Annotated in this window: 15 protein-coding genes; 7 read left to right on the plus strand and 8 right to left on the minus strand. The window is 51.8% G+C overall.

Features of this window, described 5'->3' with window-relative positions:
* Positions 1 to 124 precede the first annotated feature (124 nt).
* Positions 125 to 1342 (plus strand): BCCT family transporter, encoded by a 1218-nt coding sequence (locus tag F5I99_RS11625; protein ID WP_151056191.1) that lies wholly within the window; start codon positions 125 to 127, stop codon positions 1340 to 1342.
* A gap of 40 nt (positions 1343 to 1382) precedes the next feature.
* On the opposite strand, the gene yddG is transcribed toward F5I99_RS11625, so the two are convergent.
* Both yddG and F5I99_RS11635 read right to left on the minus strand, forming a co-directional pair.
* Positions 1383 to 2261 (minus strand): aromatic amino acid exporter YddG, encoded by an 879-nt coding sequence (yddG, locus tag F5I99_RS11630; RefSeq protein WP_225307388.1) that lies wholly within the window; start codon positions 2259 to 2261, stop codon positions 1383 to 1385.
* Between the two features lie 63 nt (positions 2262 to 2324).
* Positions 2325 to 3071 (minus strand): AraC family transcriptional regulator, encoded by a 747-nt coding sequence (locus F5I99_RS11635; RefSeq protein ID WP_151056193.1) that lies wholly within the window; start codon positions 3069 to 3071, stop codon positions 2325 to 2327.
* A 213-nt stretch (positions 3072 to 3284) separates the two neighbouring features.
* On the opposite strand from F5I99_RS11635, the gene F5I99_RS11640 reads away from it, so the two are divergent.
* Positions 3285 to 4556 (plus strand): MFS transporter, encoded by a 1272-nt coding sequence (locus tag F5I99_RS11640; protein ID WP_151056195.1) that lies wholly within the window; start codon positions 3285 to 3287, stop codon positions 4554 to 4556.
* Positions 4557 to 4560: 4 nt separating this feature from the next.
* Positions 4561 to 6828 (plus strand): glucosylglycerol-phosphate synthase, encoded by a 2268-nt coding sequence (gene ggpS / locus F5I99_RS11645; RefSeq protein ID WP_151056198.1) that lies wholly within the window; start codon positions 4561 to 4563, stop codon positions 6826 to 6828.
* 9 nt (positions 6829 to 6837) lie between these two features.
* Here the strand turns inward: ggpS and F5I99_RS11650 are convergent, their stop codons facing one another.
* A complete protein-coding gene (locus F5I99_RS11650) occupies positions 6838 to 7725 on the minus strand; it encodes a DMT family transporter (protein ID WP_151059137.1) in 888 nt (295 codons plus the stop codon).
* Between the two features lie 214 nt (positions 7726 to 7939).
* Here F5I99_RS11650 and F5I99_RS11655 point away from each other — a divergent pair, with 214 nt between their 5' ends.
* The gene (locus tag F5I99_RS11655) at positions 7940 to 8416 is read left to right on the plus strand and encodes a peroxiredoxin (protein ID WP_151056200.1); all 477 of its coding nucleotides are present in this window, start codon (positions 7940 to 7942) and stop codon (positions 8414 to 8416) included.
* On the opposite strand, the gene F5I99_RS11660 is transcribed toward F5I99_RS11655, so the two are convergent.
* Positions 8413 to 10350 (minus strand): DNA topoisomerase III, encoded by a 1938-nt coding sequence (locus F5I99_RS11660; protein WP_151056203.1) that lies wholly within the window; start codon positions 10348 to 10350, stop codon positions 8413 to 8415. The two genes, F5I99_RS11655 and F5I99_RS11660, sit on opposite strands and share 4 nt — an antisense overlap.
* 78 nt (positions 10351 to 10428) lie before the next feature.
* Between F5I99_RS11660 and F5I99_RS11665 the strand changes: the two genes are divergently transcribed.
* The 3 genes from F5I99_RS11665 to F5I99_RS11675 are packed head-to-tail and all read left to right on the plus strand — an operon-like array spanning position 10429 to position 13241.
* The gene (locus F5I99_RS11665; protein ID WP_151056205.1) at positions 10429 to 11622 is read left to right on the plus strand and encodes an MFS transporter; all 1194 of its coding nucleotides are present in this window, start codon (positions 10429 to 10431) and stop codon (positions 11620 to 11622) included.
* A gap of 35 nt (positions 11623 to 11657) precedes the next feature.
* Positions 11658 to 12572, plus strand: coding sequence for an EamA family transporter RarD (gene rarD / locus F5I99_RS11670; protein ID WP_151056207.1), 915 nt, complete (start codon positions 11658 to 11660; stop codon positions 12570 to 12572).
* 60 nt (positions 12573 to 12632) lie between these two features.
* The gene (locus F5I99_RS11675; RefSeq protein ID WP_151056209.1) at positions 12633 to 13241 is read left to right on the plus strand and encodes a LysE family translocator; all 609 of its coding nucleotides are present in this window, start codon (positions 12633 to 12635) and stop codon (positions 13239 to 13241) included.
* Here the strand turns inward: F5I99_RS11675 and F5I99_RS11680 are convergent.
* The 4 genes from F5I99_RS11680 to codA all read right to left on the minus strand — a co-directional run bounded on the left by F5I99_RS11680 (position 13230) and on the right by codA (position 19672).
* Positions 13230 to 14417: a sugar transporter gene (locus tag F5I99_RS11680; protein ID WP_151056211.1), complete on the minus strand. Its 1188-nt coding sequence runs from the start codon at positions 14415 to 14417 to the stop codon at positions 13230 to 13232. The genes F5I99_RS11675 and F5I99_RS11680 overlap by 12 nt on opposite strands.
* A 365-nt stretch (positions 14418 to 14782) precedes the next feature.
* Positions 14783 to 16204 (minus strand): cell envelope integrity protein CreD, encoded by a 1422-nt coding sequence (gene creD, locus F5I99_RS11685; protein WP_151056213.1) that lies wholly within the window; start codon positions 16202 to 16204, stop codon positions 14783 to 14785.
* 467 nt (positions 16205 to 16671) lie between these two features.
* Positions 16672 to 18210: an IS1182 family transposase gene (locus F5I99_RS11690; protein ID WP_151056215.1), complete on the minus strand. Its 1539-nt coding sequence runs from the start codon at positions 18208 to 18210 to the stop codon at positions 16672 to 16674.
* Between the two features lie 214 nt (positions 18211 to 18424).
* The gene (gene codA, locus F5I99_RS11695; RefSeq protein ID WP_151056217.1) at positions 18425 to 19672 is read right to left on the minus strand and encodes a cytosine deaminase; all 1248 of its coding nucleotides are present in this window, start codon (positions 19670 to 19672) and stop codon (positions 18425 to 18427) included.
* Positions 19673 to 19695: the final 23 nt, after the last annotated feature.

Raw genomic sequence — 19695 nt, forward strand, 5'->3', positions numbered from 1 at the left:
AATTGCAGCCTGAGCCGTTAACACGCGGTGGTTTGTGTCCAATTCGAATGAACGCCTGTTTCAATAGAGGAGGAACACCCATGCTGTTTCGTAAAATGATTGACTGTTATTACCGGAGGCGCGCATGACTCTCTGGTTATCCATTGGACTCTTGTTCACCTTCGCTGCGATTATCGCGGTACTGACTAAATGGTGGAATCTACGCTGTATTGGCGTCACGCCGGTCCGCACCTTTACCTTCATCGCCATACTGTTTACATCCGGACTGGATGTTGGCTTGATCATGTTCCCACTAACCGAATTCGCTGGCTATGCAGACCTGTCAGCGAGTCCAGAGTACAACTTTGCTAATCCCCTGGCGATAGAATTTGGTTTCTGGGCATTTTTGATCTGGGGATTTTACTTCCTCACCTGCTTTTACTTCTGCGTGGTCGAACCTAAGGTTCGCTTCTTTGATATACCCTTGGTCAAGGTGGTCAACAATGCTGTCATTATCGGCACCTGTGCCTTTACGGCGTTTTTACTGCTGATCAATCTGCCCTGGTATCTACCCGAGATAGGTGATGGTGAAAGTGTTATTCCCACCTTCTATCTGATCGTATTACTGGCCATTGCCGCTGCTGTTTACTCTAGCAGTCAGTTGAAATATGTACGTATTCTTAGTTTGGGCTCATCCTGGCTGTTCATCGGCTTGATCATGATGATGTGGAGCGGTGCCTTCCTGACAGACAACGGCAGCCCCAGTGACTTTTTTGCCACCGCTGGCCTGATCACTGAATACTTTACCAACCTGCATCAATTTATGTTGCCATTGAATGACTATCACGAATTTTATCTGTTCTGGTGGTTCTCCTGGAGTATCATGATTGGTCAGTTCACCGCACGTTTTGTTAGCGGTTTGCGTACCTGGCAGTTGATGCTGGCCATGCTAGTGTTTCCATCAGTGGCCATCGGCACCTGGTTTACCGTGCTCTACCACTACCACGCTGAAGGTCTGCATATCAGCAGCTTCATCAATTTGGCGATGATCTCAGTGGGTATCTTAATGGTTGTTAACTCTTTGGATTCATTGATACGTCTCTACACAGAGAACCTCAACTTGACCGCCCATCATATTGGTAAAACACGCTACTTTTTAGGCAATTTTGCTGCCATGTGTGCGCTGACCATCCTCTTCCAGTTAGATTTCTTGAAAATTCAGTGGGTGGGAGCTTTGGTTATCGCCATTTACTTTGGCTGCTTTGCTTACATTCTGTTCTACAAACGCAAAGAAGTACTTGAAATCGAGGCCTCGCCAGAGGAAAACACCCTCGACTTCAAACGCATAGAACTAGCCAACTAACCCTCTTTCACCCCCTGTAGGCGCCCACTCCATGGGCGCTTTACCCCACCGATTTCGGCCGCTTCCCAGCAATAAACGAACCACTCACAATGGCAATACTGGCATAGAATAGAGTCCAACTGGCACCAGCCTCACCCGCCAGCACCAGTAACACCACCGAGATCAAGGGCGCACTGTAAGCCAGGGTTCCCAGCAACTGTAAATTGCCATGCTTAACCCCATAGTCCCAGGTAAAAAATGCGATACCTACTGGCCCCAATCCTAATCCGATCACTCCCACCCACTGCGCCCAGCCCTGTGGCCAAACAGTTTCTTCCAGCACCAGATGACACCCCAGCGCCAACACCGCCGTGACAGCACAAAACCAGCCGACAGCATCAGTGGGCACGGCCTTGACCAGACGGCTCAACACCGAATAGCTGGACCAGATCAAAGCACACAGCAAGGCCAGTAGGTATCCAGGTAGGTACTGGGGTTGAAAGCCATTGTGATTTTGACCAATCAATATCCAACAACCAAACAATGCCAGGCAAGCTCCAACTAAATGCACGGCGCGTAAACGTTCACCGGGTAACAGCGCACTGAAAATTACAATCAATAGCGGCCAAAGATACGCCAGCAAACTCACCTCAACAGCGGGTGCCAGGGTCATCGCCTTGAAATAGACAAAATGATAGCCAAACAGCCCGGCGACACCGATCACCCAGGCGGCCAGCGGCTGTCGCAGATAGCGTAAACCGGAACGCTTTTGTCCACGCCAGCGGATCAACATCAGCAGAAAGGCAATGGCAAAGGTCATCGCCATCATCTGAAACTCGGGAATGGCACCACCTGTCATGCGCGTCAATAATGCCAGGGTACCCCAGAGGAAAATTGATACCGAACCAATCAGTGTTGCCTTATGCAGCGGGATCATCATCAGACTCTGTCAACTCAGAAAAACACCAGTGTATTGCCTGACAGCAAGCTTGTCTTTGCCGAATCAGCCCTGTTGTTTGCTGTGCTGGCGGAAATAACGGGGAGATTTACCGTAATAACGGCGAAAGCGGTCACTGAAGGCGGCAAGGTTGGTGTAACCCACCTGCTCAGCAATTAACTGCACTTGAAGATCACTGGATTCCAACAGTTGCCGCGCTTTGTGCATACGCAACTCCAGCAGATATTGCTGTGGTGATCGGCCTAAGTGTTGTTGAAACAGGCTAGTGAGCTGACGAACACTCAGATTAGAAACGACAGCCAACTGATGCAGTGAAATTCGGCGATGCAGTTGTTGTTCCAGATAGGTTTTAGCAACCTCAATGCGCCGATCCTGCTTAACCGGCAGAACAAAACGTTGCTGCAGTAGTTGCAATAGCAAGCGCAGCATTTGATGCTCGGTTTCAGTCGAATTCTGATTGTTGCTACGCTGCATTTGTTGACACAAAAAAGCGATATAGTGACTCAAAGCCAGATCCAACTGTATAAAAGCTGGAAGTCGCTCTAGCATGGGAGCCATTACTGTAGGAATATCGGCTACCAAAAAGCGGTTGGCTGAAGGGGCATAAAATCCATGATCGGCACCTGCAGGAATAATACCGGCCTGCCTTGACGTTACCGCACCCTCGACCTGATTGACACTCAGGCACAGTTCGCCATCAACCGGCAATACCAGTTGATGGTGATCATGATGGTGGCTCGCCACCTCATCTGAATAGGAGCGTAACTCCAGTTTCAGCCTGGCTGAATTCACTCAGCTTACCCTGTAACTGATTGATAGAAGCATGAGTATACAACAGCTGCACCGAGCAAGAGAATTAGATTCCCAAAGTGAATTTAACCTTCCCGAGTGGAAACACATGACGGAATCAGGTAGGGTCTATAGAAAGACAAAAATAGATAGGAGCCCCATTTGCCACCTGACTGATCCGTCCTCCAGACAGTTCAGAAGGAGAGATCCGCACAAATGATAGCGATTATATTGCCCATTGGCGCACTGTTAAGCGGCATTGCCCTGCTGTTGCTGGGTATCGGGCTACTGAACACCCTGCTAGCCCTTAGAGGCAGTGCAGAAGGTTTTACCGATCAAACCCTCGGGTTGCTGGGTTCCGCCTACTTCATCGGTTTTATTCTGGGGACCTGGCTCTGTCCCAGACTGATTCGGCGCATGGGCCACATCCGGGCTTTCGCATTTTTTGCCGCCGCCACAGCCACCTGTGTACTACTGCATGTCCTGATTATCGATCCCATAGTTTGGTTTGTACTGCGCGTCATTACCGGTAGTGCGCTAGTTGGTATCTACACTGTAATTGAAAGCTGGCTGAATACTCAGGCACCACCTGAACGTCGTGCGCGGGTGTTCGCTGTTTACATGGCGATAAACCTCGGTGCGCTGGCGCTGGCGCAACAACTGTTGCGTATCGATAGTCCGCTAACCTTTACCCTGTTCGGCATCGCTGGAATCCTGGTCATTCTGGGACTGATGCCCGTGACAGCGACACGTTTAGCACAACCGGTTATCAATGATACCCAGTCGCTATCGCTGAAGCGCTTATGGCAGGCCGCACCGATTGCCTGTGCCGGAGCACTGCTGTCAGGACTGGCGATGGGTGGTTTCTGGGGGCTAGGTGCGGTTTACGCGGGTCGAATAGGCTTCGCTCCAGCAGACATCGCCATGTTTATTTCGCTGGTGATTGTCTCTGGTGCTTTGTTTCAGTGGCCCATGGGCATCCTGTCTGACCGAATCGACCGCCGTAAAGCCCTGGCTATCATTTCCATGCTGGCTGCACTGGGAGGGGTGTTGATGCTGGTACTAGGTCCCTATGGCCAGTGGTTTTTACTCGGGGCTGTGGTCTTCGGAGCCGGTGCGTTTGCCGTCTATCCGGCGGTCATTGCCCACCTGATCGATCACCTGCATCGGGATGAAATTCTCTCCGGTAATGCGGCACTGTTGATGCTACATGGCGTCGGTGCTGCATTAGGACCGGCCACGGCGGGCTGGATCATGAGTTACACCAGCCCTCAGGCGCTGCCAGTCTATTTCAGCGTAATCTTTGCCCTCTGTGCCATCTACAGCCATCTGCAGACACGTCGTATGCGTGATACTATCGTTGACGAGTCAGCCCACTATGTACCCATGGTTCGCACCTCACCAGTGGTGTTGGAAATGATGCTGGATGACCAGACGCCTGACGAACAGGAAGACACAGACGACTCAGCTACAGACAGGAGTAATTAGCACTATGATTCTGGCAACAGATCTTGACGGAACCTTTCTAGCAGGCGATCCGGAAAATCGCCAGCGCCTTTATCAACTGATCACCGCCCATCAGGGTATCAAACTGGTATTTGTTACCGGACGCGGCCTCGAAGTCGTGGTTCCTCTACTTTCTGATCCCGCCATTCCTCGCCCAGATTATATTATCTGTGATGTTGGTGCGACGCTGGTGGATGGTGAAACTCTACAACCTGTCTATCCGGTTCAAAGTGAAATTAATGCGCGCTGGCCCGGCGAGCTCAGCATTATTGAAGCACTGAAAGGATTTCCCGGACTGGAGCGCCAGGAAGTCCCGCAGCAACGCCGTTGCTCTTATTTCTGTGAACCCGGCGCCGTGACCGATAAACTCAAACAAGCCATTGAAGCACTGGGTTGCGACATGCTGTTCTCAGCCGGCATGTACCTGGACTGCCTCCCCAAAGGGATCAATAAGGGCTCAACCCTGCGACGCCTGGTAGAGCATCTGCAACTGCCGGCAGACGATGTACTGGTGGCAGGCGATACATTGAATGACCTGTCAATGTATGAGCAAGGATTCAAGGGAGTCTGCGTTGGTGAGTCTGAACCCGCTCTGCTGGAAGCGACAGCCGACAGAGCCAGTGTGCTGCAAGCACGTCTCAGTGGTTGTGGCGGGATACTGGAAGCTGTGGGTCATTTTGGCTTTCTCGGTCCGTTAGGTGTCGATCACGAACTACCCGACCTGACTATCAAAGGCAAAGCGGATCTGGTGATGGTTTATCACCGTTTACCCTATGAAGAGGTCGAAGAATCAGGCAAGCTGATCCGCCGTCCGCCCACCTCTCCCAATGGCATCTTACCCACCCTGCTAAGCTTCTTCAGCAGTGGTCAACGCGGCTCCTGGGTGGCCTGGTCGATCCATGATCCGCGTCGAGGCCGCGCGTTTGAAGTACATACCCAGGTGGATCCTGAGCGTTACCCTAATTTAGTCGCCGCCCGTGTGGCGCTAACCAAGGATGATGTGGATACCTTCTACAAACGTTTCTCCAAAGAGGCCTTCTGGCCTACGCTGCACACTTTCTGGGAAAGGGCCATCTTTCGGGAAGAAGACTGGATCACTTTCCTTAAAGTCAATCGCCTGTTTGCCGAACGCACCGCCGCCGAAGCCGCCGAAGGTGCCATTGTCTGGCTACACGACTACAATCTATGGATGGTCCCGGCCTACCTGCGCCCTTTGCGACCAGATTTGACCATTGCCTTTTTTCACCACACCTACTTTCCTTCAGCGGACGTATTCAACGTGCTGCCCTGGCGACGTGAGATTATCGGTAGCCTGCTGCAATGTGACTATATAGGGTTTCACATTCCCCGTCAGGCGGAAAACTTCGTCGATGTCGCCCGCGGTGTCGCCCCGCTGGAAGTCGTCGAAACCAGCGGTTGTGCACCGCGTTTTCTTACCTACGGCTGTGCTGTAGGACTCGACAGCATGACCACGGCGATCCGTGTTCATGATCGTTATATCGGCCTGGGCGCGCACCCGGTCGGACTGGATGTTGGCCGTATAGATACGATTCGTCAGGACCCAGTCTGCCAGGAACTGATGGAAACACTGCGTCAACAGTTACGCCATACCCGCGTGGTCTTGTCGGTAGAACGGCTGGATTACACCAAAGGCACCCTGGCGAAACTGCTGGCCTTCGAGGCATTGCTCGATGCGCACCCGGAACTGATTGGCAAGGTCAGCCTGATGACTATCTGTGTTCCAGCAGCACGGGAGATGACCATCTATGATGAACTGCTGGCACAAATAGAACAGGCAGTGGGACGCATCAATGGACGCTTCGCCCGCGTGGGCTGGGCTCCGGTGCAGTTCTTCTACCGTGCCTTTCCGTTTCAGGAACTGATTGCCTACTACCTGATGGCTGATGTGATGTGGATTACCCCCCTGCGCGATGGCCTCAACCTGGTCGCCAAGGAATATATTGCTACTCAGGGGCTCTGTGGTGGTAACGGGGTGTTGGTGTTATCGGAATTCGCCGGGGCAGCCGCCGAAGTGCATGGCGCGTTGTTGACCAACCCACACGATCCGCATGACCTGCGCGACACCCTGTATATCGGTCTGACGCTGGGCAAAGCCGACCGTGAAGCCCGTTTGAAGGCGATGTATCAGATCGTTTGTCACAACGACATTGCCCGCTGGGGCTCTGAATTTCTGGAAGCCGTCAAGGCAACGCGGCGTACACAGATTTCACTGCTGACGGAGGGTGCCGCCTGATCACTGAACTCAAGTGACAGGGCGACGGCCAGGGAGACGATGCCCCCAGAAAAACAGTGCCAGACCGCTGACCACCAGTAGACAGCCTTTCCATAAACTGGCTGTCAGCGGCTCAGCATTTAGCAGATGGCCAAGCATTAAGGCAAACACCGGCGTGATTAGCGTCACTAACGCCACCGTACTGGCTGGCAAGTGACGTAACACATGAAAATAGCTGACAAAGCCGATCAGAGAGCCAAAGATTGCCAGATAGAGCACTGACCAGAAGGCGCGCGTGGACGGATCGATCACCAAAGGCGCTGCGCCCATCAACCACCAGGTCAGGCCAAATCCGGGTAACGACCAGAGCAATGCGCCAACCGTATGTGCCAGCGGATGCACCTGGGCCCCGGTGCGTTTGACCAGTACACCACTTAGACTGAACAAACTCACCGCCATTAACAGCAGGAATACCCCCGGTAGGCTTTCACGCCCCAGCACCACATCGTCGGTAAAAATCACCCCCAGCCCCAGAAAAGCCAGTGCACTGGCAATCCAGCGGTAGGGTCTCAGAGCAGGCTCGTTCAGCAATCCCATACCAAAGATCGCCGAGAGGATGGGTGCAAGACCAAAAATAATCGAAATCAGTCCGGAAGGTACATAACGTGAGGCAATATAGGTACAGCACATCGCACCAAACACCCCGAGTGAAGCATAGGCATAGGCCAGTTGGGCACGCGCATTCAGCGGTAGCCGAATACGTAGTACCGCCAACAATCCCAATCCAAGCAGGGCTGCAATCCCCATACGTAACCATCCAGCTAAAACCGGATCGATAGTTTCACTGCTCCAGGCAATAGTCAGGGGCGTAGTAGACCAGATTAACACCACAGCAAGATAGGAAACCGGTATAGACATCATGTCTCCGAAGCCGTCATCACAACGGCGCAGGCACCGCACATAAGCTGTGACGGTATCGATCAATAAAAATATCAGGAAGATGGCTATCTTCCGCCATATCCCGATTCGCGTCAACGCTCAAGACCAATATCCGAGTAAATTCCTATGTTATTGCTATACTGTACAAAGACGAGGATACTGATCGCTATCAATCTTTAAAAGGAGAATAGATATGAGTCTTAAAACAGGTGACACCTTTCCTTCACTGACTCTGAAAATTCTGGGTGATAAGGGCCCTGAAGACGTCACTACCGACAGCCTGCTGAGTGGCAAGAAAGTGGTACTTTTTGCCGTTCCAGGCGCGTTTACCCCCGGTTGTTCTAATACCCATTTGCCTGGTTTTGTCATGAAGGCAGATGAAATCAAGGCACGAGGTGTCGACAGCATTATCTGTACCGCCGTGAATGATGCCTTCGTGATGGGTGCCTGGGGTAAGGCGCAAAATGCTGACGAAATTATCATGCTGGCCGATGGGCTGGGTGAACTGGCCAAAGCCGCAGGTCTGGATCAGGATCTGTCCGCTGCCGGACTCGGTGTGCGCAGTCAGCGCTATGCGATGATCATCAATGATCGCAAGATTGAATTGGTGAATGTCGATGCCAAAGGGGTCGACAAAACCAGCGCTGAAACGCTGTTGGCCGCACTTTAAGCTTTTTTAGCCCTGGCAGTCCGACGCCCAGTCTTACGGCGTCGGTGTACAGGTGATTTAGGGGACGATGCTCCAGCAGGCAGTCGAATCGAGGTTTGAGTGACCTGCTGGATCAGTTGACGCAATGTCTGCTCCAGTAACTGCATAAACGCAGCATAGGGCATCTCACGCTGTTTAATCGCTTCCAACTGAGCTTCCCATTCCGCTGTCATATCAGGCAAAGTCGTAGACTCTGGCAGACTATTAATAAGCCCTTTACCTGCTGGCGTTGCCAGTATCTGCTTACCCTGGCGCATCAAATATTGACGTTTAAATAGCAATTCAATAATCCCCGCCCGAGTCGCTTCTGTACCTAATCCATCGGTTTCACGCAGAATTTTACGTATTTCCGGATCTTTGACATATCGAGCGATGCCAGTCATAGCGGCCAGTAGTGTTGCGTCGGTAAAGTGCTTGGGTGGCTGAGTCATTTTTTCTTGCAGGGTTCCATTCAAGCAGTGCAGGGTCTGACCTTGCTGCAGTGGCGGCAGTGCAGACTGACTAGGCTCATCACCATCGTCATCATTCTGACGTGATGGAAACAGCACTTTCCAGCCACTGTCTAACGTTTCGCGGGCGCGGGCGATGAAACAACCACCGGCAATATCGAGGATGACTTCGGTATCCTGATAGCGCCAATGGGAGTAGAACTGCATCAGATACTGGCGCGCGATCAGCTCATACAAACGCTGCTCATTCGCTGACAGACGCGTGCTGCTGGCCTGTTTTTCCGTGGGGATAATGGCATGGTGAGCATCCACCTTTTTATCATTCCAGGCTTTGCTGCGTAAATGCAGATCTGTGCCATCGGCTGCTTCAGTCAGTGCCGGACAGGTGCTGCGAATAGCCTTAACAACCCGCTCAGCCCGAGCAAAATGCTCCTCGGGTAAATAACGGCTATCGGAGCGTGGATAAGTAATCAGGGTGTGCTTTTCATATAAGCTCTGACAGGTATCCAGCACCTGTTGTGCACTCATGCCATAACGCTTACCCGCATCAATCTGCAGGGCTGACAAGCTATAGGGCAAGGGCGCAGGCTGCTGTTTGGTTTTTCGGTTCAGTTGGGTAATATGCGCAGGCTGATCGGTAATGCGTCGAATGACATTCTCCGCCAGAGCTTTGGAGACCACTCGCCCCTCTTCATCCTGATAGGCCGCACAGGCTTCACTGGGTTGCCATTTAGCCTGAAAGCGCTCGCCTGCCGGGGTTTCAAGCTGCGCCAGCACCTCGTAAAAAGGTTTGCTGACAAACACCTCAATGCTTTCATCCCGGCGCACCACCAGCCCCAGAATCGGTGTTTGCACCCGCCCCACCGACAGAACGCCCTGATACCCGGACTGCTGGCCTTGCAAAGTGCAGGCGCGAGTCAGATTGATGCCATACAGCCAGTCAGCACGTGAACGTGCCAAGGCCGAAGTCGACAGGGGGACAAAGTCACGGTTGGGCTTGAGTTGCGCCAAGGCGCGCCGCACCGCCTCGGGGTTCAGGTCACTGATCAGACAACGCTGAACACTGGCACGCTTTTGCGCAGGCACTTTCAACCAGGCGATCACTTCATCTACCAGTAACTGACCTTCCCGATCCGGATCTCCCGCATGGACCAGACAATCGGCCTGCTTCACCAGCTTGCGTAAAATCGTCAGTTGTTTACGCGTGCCGCTTTTGGGTTGCAGTTGCCATTCGCCTGGTAGAATTGGCAAATGTTCCAGACGCCATTGTTTGAAAGCGGGGTCATAAGCATCCGGCTCAGCCTGCTCCAACAAATGCCCAATACACCAGCTCACCCAGGTGTCATCGCCACAACGAATATAGCCCTCTTCACGCTTTTTGGGGCCAGGCAGTGCCTCCGCGATTGCCCGCCCTAACGAGGGTTTTTCAGCAATAAACAGCTTCACAGGCTCACACCACCCTGCTTTTTAGTGCACCGCCTGTTATATTTGTTTTTTTGGCTGGGTGAATAAGGACTTATTGTCATGCGACTTCCTGTAACTGTCTGGGGTTTGGCGTTGGGCCAGGCCTTGCTGGTTTCCGGTAACATTCTGTTGGTTTCGGTCACCGCATTAATTGGACAACAAATTGCGCCAAGTCTTAGTCTGATCACCCTGCCCGTCGCCTTACAATTCCTCGGGCTGATGGGCGTCACCCTGCCGGCAGCACATCTGATGCGCTGGCTGGGACGTAAAACCGGCTTTTTAATTGGCAACCTGATTGGCGTTGGCGGCGCAACTCTGGCCTATTTTGCCCTTGCAGCCGGAGATTTTACACTCTTTTGCCTGAGCACGTTTCTGTTAGGCATGGCCATAGGTGTCGGGCAGCAGTATCGCTTTGCTGCTATCGAAGGTTGCCCGCCGCCCTTGCACCCTCGCGCTATCAGCCTGGTTATGGCCGGTGGCGTGATTGCAGCTATCCTCGGGCCCAATTTGGCGATCTGGGGCGAAAAGTTGCTTCCAGCCACTCAGTATCTGGGCGCGTTTGCGGTATTGATCGGGCTGTATCTACTGACTACCCTGCTGATCACGCTAATCCCGTTAAAAAAACCGACCCGTGCCGAGCTTCAGGGGGAGGTGCGTCCTTATGCCGAACTGTTCCGTCAACCGCAACTGATCGCCGCCATTTCTGCCGGTGTCATTGGCTACGCCGTCATGGTGCTAATCATGACGGCAACTCCACTGGCAATGCAAGGCTGCGGTTTTGGATTCAGCAGTACCGCCAGTGTCATTCAATGGCATGTACTGGGAATGTTCGCGCCCTCCTTTTTCACTGGCCGACTGATCACCCGCTTCTCAGAAGCCAAAGTCATCCAGACCGGCTGTCTGCTGCTGATCCTGTGTGTATTGCTTAACCAGTTAGGCACCAGTTACTGGCATTTCTGGACCGCACTCGTGGCACTTGGGATTGGCTGGAACTTCACCTTTATTGGCGCAACTTCACTGCTGACCCACACCTACCGCCCGGCGGAGAAAGCCAAGGTCCAGGGTATCAATGATTTTCTGGTGTTCGGCAGCGCCGCCATCGGCAGTCTGCTGGCCGGTTACTGGCAAAGCCTGCTCGGCTGGGAAATCCTCAACCTGCTAATGCTCCCCACCATCGCTGTCGCCATGCTAATGGTCGCCATCAGCACAAAAAAACACCAGCTAAAAAAAGGGGTTAGTAGCCTTTTTCGCTAAAGGATACTGCCCCCTTAAAGTTATAGGGAAATGTGATGGAAACGTCTTCTCGTAGTGGGATTGTTTATGCGCTTAGTGCATTTTTTCTGTGGGCTGTTGCGCCGATTTATTTTAAAGAGATGTCCTTTGTTCCCGCGACTGAAATTCTTGCCCATCGGGTGATTTGGTCTTGTGTGATTGTTTTTGTGTTGATCATTCTGCTGCGTTATACCGGTGCATTAAAAAAAGTACTTCAATCACCGAAAACACTCATGGCCATGCTGGTTTCGACGCTTCTCATCGGCTTAAATTGGGGAACCTTTATCTGGGCGATTCAGAACAATAAAATGCTAAGCGCCAGCTTGGGCTATTACATCAACCCACTGATCACCATTTTATTGGGCGTGGTTTTCTTTAAAAACAAACTCGATAGAGTACGCATCATTGCGGTGGGTTTATGTTTTTGTGCCGTGGTCTTTGAAGTAATTCAATTTGGCTCTTTGCCTTGGATTGCTCTATCACTCGCCATTACCTTTGGATTTTATGGCTTAGTACGTAAAAAAGTCGCTGTAGACAGCTTTACCGGCATGGCCATAGAAACCGCCATTCTATTGCCTATCGCTCTGTTATACTTAGCCCTAATCGATTCACCTACCGCCAATATGTTTGAAAATAGTGCTAACATAAACTGGCTGTTGTTTGCCGCTGGACCGGTGACCATGGTCCCGCTGATGTGTTTCGCCGCCGCAGCGAACCGTGTCAGCCTGGTGACACTCGGATTCTTTCAATATATAGGACCGACTGGGATGTTTCTGTTGGCGGTATTTATGTATGACGAACCGTTGAGTGCCGAAAAACTCACAACGTTTGTGCTTATCTGGTCAGCACTTGCTATGCTGATTTTTGATTCCCTGCGATACCTACGTAAAACTAACGCGGCCACTATCATTATCGACAAAGACACGATTTAACCTTACTGTCACCTGCATACTAAGAATATTATTCGCCGCTATCTTACTCAGGAGTTTAGTATGACACTGGAAACCTGGTTGATTTATCTTCTCGCCACACTGGGCCTGTCGCTGACTCCTGGTCCCAACAGCCTGCTGGCACTGACTCATGGCGCAATCCATGGTCCAGGCCGTACGCTGAAAACCATAGCCGGGGGTGCTGTAGGCTTTGCCTGTGTGATCGCACTGTCAATGTTTGGCATCGCTTCACTACTGAAGCTGGCCGAAGAGCTGTTATTGGCGATGAAAATTCTGGGTGGTCTATATCTGATCTGGCTGGGCATTCAGGTCTGGCGCTCACCTGCTCCGGGTCAAATCGGCGTGACAGTCGGCCGTGTCTGTGGTTGGCAGATGGCACGGCAGGGATTTTTAGCAGCCCTGTCGAACCCCAAAGTGATATTATTTTTTGCGGCATTTCTACCCCAGTTCATCAACCCCAACAGCGACCTCTGGTTACAGTTTCTGATCATGATGCTGACGTTTGTACTGGTTGAATGTACCGTCGAATTGCTGATAGCCGGTTTTGCTAACAGCGTCTCCAACTGGCTGGGACGCTGTGGTAAAGGCTTCAACCGAGTCTGTGGCAGCCTGTTCGTGCTGATAGGTGTTGGACTGCCCTTAAGCAGCTGAATTGCTCTTACTCAGGTGAACGAAACAGAAAAACACCAGCCAGGCCAGTGCTACTAATCCGATCAGACCACCAGCATAACCTGTCTGATCGAGTCCTCGGCTAAGAATGATCTGGCTGCCCACTAGCGCGCCGCCGCCAATCCCGACGTTATAAATACCCGAAAAAATTGCTGTTGCTACATCCGTAGCATCAGCGGCCAGCTCCAGCACCAATACCTGAGCGGCCAGGGTTATCAGCGTAATGCCCATCCCCCAGCAGGCAGCGATCAGCATCAGGTGAGTGCTGGTGGTGGTTAGGGGTACCAGTGCTAGCATTGACAGCACGATTAGGCTTACTGCAAATACCAGCACACCAGCTTTTAGGTGGCGGTAAAGACGACTGAACATCAGCGCCGCCAGAAAACCTGCCAATCCGTACACCAGTAACACCATCGTGGTCAGACTGCCGCTGAACCCTAATACCTGCTGCACCAGTGGCTCTATGTAGGAATACACCGTGAAATGGGCAGTAACAATCAGCAACACCAGCACATACAATCCAATCAATGCCGGTCGCCGCAACAACAGCGGTAAGCTACTGATGGATCCGGCATTACGGCTTGGCAGGTTAGGCATTACCCGCAGAATCACCAGCAACACCAATGCTGCACAGCCACCAATCAGTAGAAAAGTAACACGCCAGTTGAACCACTCACTAACGAGCCGTCCCACCGGTAAGCCCAGAATACTGGCCAGCGTGGCACCGGTAATCAGCAGGCTCACAGCCTGAGTTTTTCGGCCCTCTGGTGCGATACGCATGGCAATAGCCGCGGTGATTGCCCAGAACACCGCATGGGCCAAGGCAATACCTATGCGAGAAATCATCAAGACCGTGAAACTCCAAGCCACAGCGGACAGCAGATGACTGATAATAAACAGACTGAACACTGCAATCAGCAGGCGCCGCCGTTCAACATCACTGAGCAAAATGATCGCCGGTAAAGACGCCAGCGCCACTACCCAGGCGTAGTAGGTCATCATCAGCCCGGTTTCTGCAATGTGCATGTCAAAAGAGTCGGCAATACCGGACAACAGCCCTATGGGAGCAAACTCCGAGGTATTAAACACAAAGGCAGAAAATGCGAGGCTGATCACAGCAAGCCAGGCTTGTTGAGCCGAAGGTTGTTCGGTAGGCATGGAAAAAAGACTCAGAAACGGGTCAGGATATAAATTGGTATTTTATGCCGAATGCTAATCGGAAGCTAATCAATCAGCCATAGTCTTACACATACCTTAATACACTGAGTCGCTCTCATGAAGAAACTGATTTCTAATGACACGTCGTTCGTCCGGTGAAACCCAAGCGCCAACCACCACCAGAAGCACCGCGTCTTAATTAAACCGTCCGTTTTATTGGGGGAAGCTCAACGTGAATTGCAGTTACCGGCAGTGATGAGTGTCAGGGGCGTAATGACACGGTTGGAAAATGGCATGCAAGTACAACTAGACGGCAAAACAGGTGTCGTCAGAATATTGCAGTAGCATTGCTCACGGCTAGGGCCTTATTCTGCTGGTGGGTTTGGCGTGATCGCCTTACTTTTAAACCAGCCGCGTCGACCCGAGCCTTCCCCCTGAGGTTCATACCAGTTTTCATTGCGGGTTGCGTACATGGTGGCGGCAATCGCGATGAAGGTTAATATCGACCCAGCCAAAAGGGCATAGTCAGCACTTCGAAGGATCAAATAAAGCACGCCATAAAGTAAGGTTAGCATCAGTGCCAATACCAAGGTGCGTTTCCCCAAACGCAGCGCAGCCGCGCCAAAAGCTACGATTAGCAGCACGGTCGCGGACGAGGCAACCAAGTACGCCGCGCCAAATCCGATCTGCTCGGCGAAAGCAAGCAAAAGCAGAAAGAAAGTCGATTGTGAAAGACCTACCAGTATGAACTGAACCGGATGCGTAGGGCGTGCGCCCTGGCTCTTGATCAGAAAAATTATCAGGAAGGTCAAGCCGATGAACAAGATGCCATAGCGTGCGGCGCGATAGGATTTTTGGTACAAGTCATTCGGTTGGTAGAGATTCACACCGAAGCTAGTCTGTCTCCGAGCAACAGAATCATAGGATTCGCGACTTATCTGCGGCAGGGCCCGCGCTAAATGGGGAATCAACCAATCGGCGGTAAAGCCCTCATCAGAAATTTCACGTGTAGTGGGTAGAAAGGCGCCGGTGAAACTCGGATGCGGCCAATCACTCACCATGCGAATACGGCTATTGCGCCCCACTGGAGCGATCATCAGAGACTCAGCACCATTAAATTCAAAAGTCATTTGATAGGTTTCATGCGCGCGTGGATCACCAGTCAGTGCCATGACGCCCCCATCTTCTCCACGACGGTGTTGCAAGGGCTCAAGTTCAAATGACACGTCACCAGCGTTTAGGGAAGCTTTGCCGCGCAGGCTTCGGTTCGAGGTCACCGACAAATGCAACTCGGCTTGATTCCACAGCGGAGTTTCTTCACTACCCAGAAGATTGGCAACGGTATCCAGCGGGAAATCAAAATTGAACTCGGCCGTTGAACTGTAAACCGGCACGGTGAAAATACCTCGCTGACGCGCTTCGGTTTCACTGGTCAACTCGACCTCAAACAGATTGGGGTAAATGAACAGCGGCGAACGCTGAACCTGGCGCAGCTCTTCGACGATGCGAAAAACAGGCTTTCCTTCGGTGTCTAGTCGCTGCATTCCTGTTTCTGGATCAAACAGTTCACGACGCTCTTTTACCAGCGTTGATTCCTCGACTGGGATCACCAACACCGGACCGCTGAGTATTTGAGGCCCACCCCATTCCATACCAACCGAGGAGCGTGTAGTGCGGTTATAATGCGAGCGATCATCGACAATTTCGCCCACAAAGAACAGCGGTATAAACATCATTAAAATAAGAATGCCTACAACAAAAAATCGCCACCCAAATGAGTTTGACATAGTATCCCTCCCTTAGCGCATTAAGTGCACCGTATTAATCCAATTGACGTGAAAAGTGTTCGTAAAGTGACTCAACCGAATGCTGAATAGGCACCTTAAGCTGTCGCTTGAGTTCATCTAAAGATAGACGGCCGTAGTTTTTATCCAGCGCAGTGTTGCTACGAAAAAAGATAACAATCCTTCGTGTTGATTTGCACAAAATATCCGTTTCAGATCAATAATATCTCAATTTAATAAATTTATTAATAACTCAAACTTAGAAAAACATGTACCTACCCACGCCCAACGAGCCTGTCGGATTAGACATTTTGAAATCAAAATCCCGAGCATCGACAGCCCCTTCCTCATTCTGTTAATTGTGACCTGCTCAAATCAGGTAAATATTGCCACTCATTCAAACAGCCGATACTCTTTGGTTTAGGCTATCACAGTCACCATTTAGTAGATTATGACTTAACTCAATGCCTTTATTGCCCCTGTGTCGCAATCTTCTCAAGGTTATGCACCATGCAGTACATCAACCACTGTGCGTTCACCTTGGATTTACCCCTCAGGGTAAACCGATTCAAACCTTTGTTGCTTTCCAGGTTACCGAACACTGGCTCGACTGTTCCCAAGCGCTGACTGTAGATATGGCGGCCCATTGGACTGTCGATCTTCTGCTTCATCTTCTCGATAAAACTGGACAGGGGTTTGCGCTCACCCAGTGCAAAGCTAACCTGACGTCCATCTTGTTGATTAGCTCGGCGCAGGCACTGATGTTTTAGAGAGCAGTCTCGACAGTGTTGGCGGTAACCCTGGAAGCTGATGGTTTCTTGTTCACCTATCACTCCCTTGAAGCGTTTCCACATCGGTTGACCTGCCGGGCAGCGGCAGGTTTCAGTCAGCGGATCATAATCAAAGTCAGCGGGTGTGAAGCGTTGTGCCACCTGGCCACCACGTTCTTTACGCCGTTGTGCCTTGGCTGTCTTGAAGGTTACGGACTCAGCAAAGCGTGGATCGCGTTTACGGAACTGGTTATCGGCAATGTAACCATCGATACCCAAACGATAGATCAGCTTCATATTGGCATCACTGTGGAATCCACTGTCAGCCGTAATCTTGGCTTCACGCAGAATCGATGAGTCTGGTTGTATCTGCCGGAACTGGCGGTGAATCCCCATTAGCATGGGTTCCAGGGTGTGCTGTTCTTGACCAGCGCCATAGGCGTGAGCATGGACGATGATCTGGTGTTTGTTATCGACAGCCGCTACGCCATTGTAGCCCTGAATGACACCTTTCGATGTCTTCATCTTGGCACTATCGGGATCAGTGATATTTCCTTTTACCGGTGTGCCACGCTGACCGAGCCGTTCAGGCGCGGTCGCCAAGTGCTTTTTTATCTTGGCAGAGACCTTTTCAAGTTTTTCAATCTGGGCCTGTTCACGGGCGAGGATTTCAGGCGGTTGATCCTGACGGTCACCTTGCTGATGCGCGGTCATCATGCGTGAAACCGCACGGTCTATCTTAGCTTGTTTACGGTTTAATTCGGCTCGCGTACCACTCCACTCTTTGGCTGCATTAGAGGGTAGCTTGCAGCCATCAATGGCAAACATCTCCCGACCAATCAGATTGAGCCCATCACACACCATCAGAACATGTGTAAACAGCGGCGCGATCACTTCCTCCATGCGGGAGATAAAATCTGCAATCGTGCTGTGATGAGGTTGGCTGTCAGCCGACAGCGCCATGAAAATCACGTTCTCTCGACATGCCTGAGCAATCTTGCGGCTACTGGTGATACCTCGGGAGTAAGCGAATAACACCACCTTAAGCAGAATTGCCGGATCGTATGCCGGAGCACCGTTGACGTCATTGCGATAGCGGGATTCAAACACGCTGAGATCGAGGTCATTATCCACTACGTGGTTCAGCGTATACTCAAAGGTGCCAGGTTGGATCTGATCCGCGAAACGTAGCGGAATCATCTTGGTCTGGTTGTAATCGTAGTGTTTGTACCGCGCCATCCCTTGCTACCTCTGATCTCAAATTCGATTCAGCGATTTTAGCGGATCACTGCGCCACCAGCCAAGAGCTGGAGGACTTATCCGACAGTCTCAACGGGGTATACCACCGTCAAGCAAACCCAGTTGCCCAGGCTTAACACCCGCTAAGATAAACCTTTCCTTCACCAGCTAGGCCGGTGAAGGAAAGGTTACTGACCCCTTTGAATGGTTTCGTTTAAACGAACACTGGGGGGGTTAGGATTTGGGCGGGTTGGCGTTGCAGGAGGATTTTGCCTTGGCGTACCGATAGCAGCACTTCGCTTTGCTGGCGGAGTACGGCATAGTCGTTTTCGCCCTGTAACAGGATAAAGCTGGCGGGTTTGCCTTCGGCGATGCCGTAGTCTTCGCCCAGGTTGAGGGTACGGGCGCTGTTATCGGTGATGAAATCCAGTGCGGTGCGGAAATCTTCGTAGCCCATCATCTGACAGATGTGCAGCCCGAAATCCAGGGTACGCAGCAGGCTGCCGTTACCCAGGGAGTACCAGGGATCAAAGATAGAATCTTCACCGAAGCAGACATTCATGCCAGCCGCATTCAGCTCTTTCACCCGCGTCACGCCACGACGCTTGGGATAGGTATCAAAACGGCCCTGCAGATGAATACTTTCGGTCGGGCAGGAAACGAAATTGATATTCGAGCGTTTCAGCAAGCGAAACAAGCGTGAGCAGTAAGCATTATCGTAGGAATGCATCGCGGTGGTATGGCTGGCGGTAACCCGATCACCGATATCGTTAAACAAGGCCTCAGCCGCCAGCACTTCCAGAAAACGCGAAGCCGGGTCGTCGATCTCATCACAGTGCACATCGATCAGCTTGTCATACTTCAAGGCCAACTGTACCAGTGTTTTGACCGAGGCTTCGCCCAGCTCGCGGGTATATTCAAAGTGCGGGATGCCACCCACTACATCGGCCCCCGCCTCCACCGCGCTTTCTAACAGTTTTTCACCATCTGGAAAAGAATGGATACCTTCCTGCGGGAAGGCCACTACCTGGATATCAATACGATCACGCAGTTCATCCCGCAAGGCGCACAGGGTATGCAACCCCAGCAGGCTGGGATCAGTGGTATCCACATGGGTGCGCACATGCTGCACGCCACGCCCGACCAACAACTCCAGGGTCTTCAACACACGCTGACGGATATCCGTCTCGCTCAGCATGGGTTTACGTTGCCCCCAACGCTCAATGCCCTCGAACAGCGTACCACTATGGTTCCAGTCCGGCTCCCCCGCCGTTAAGGCCGCATCCAGGTGGATATGCGGTTCAACAAAGGGTGCACACAGCAGGTTACCGCCAGCATCCAGTTGCTCATCGCTAACCGGCAGCAAGCCTGGTTGTACCTCAATCCGACTGAAACGCCCTTCTCGAATTACCAGGCGATGGTACTCGGTCGAATGACGTAAACGGGCGTTGATAATTTCCATAAATCCTGTCCAAATCGGTGAAA

It is taken from the genome of Nitrincola iocasae (assembly GCF_008727795.1).
Classification (GTDB): domain Bacteria; phylum Pseudomonadota; class Gammaproteobacteria; order Pseudomonadales; family Balneatricaceae; genus Nitrincola; species Nitrincola iocasae.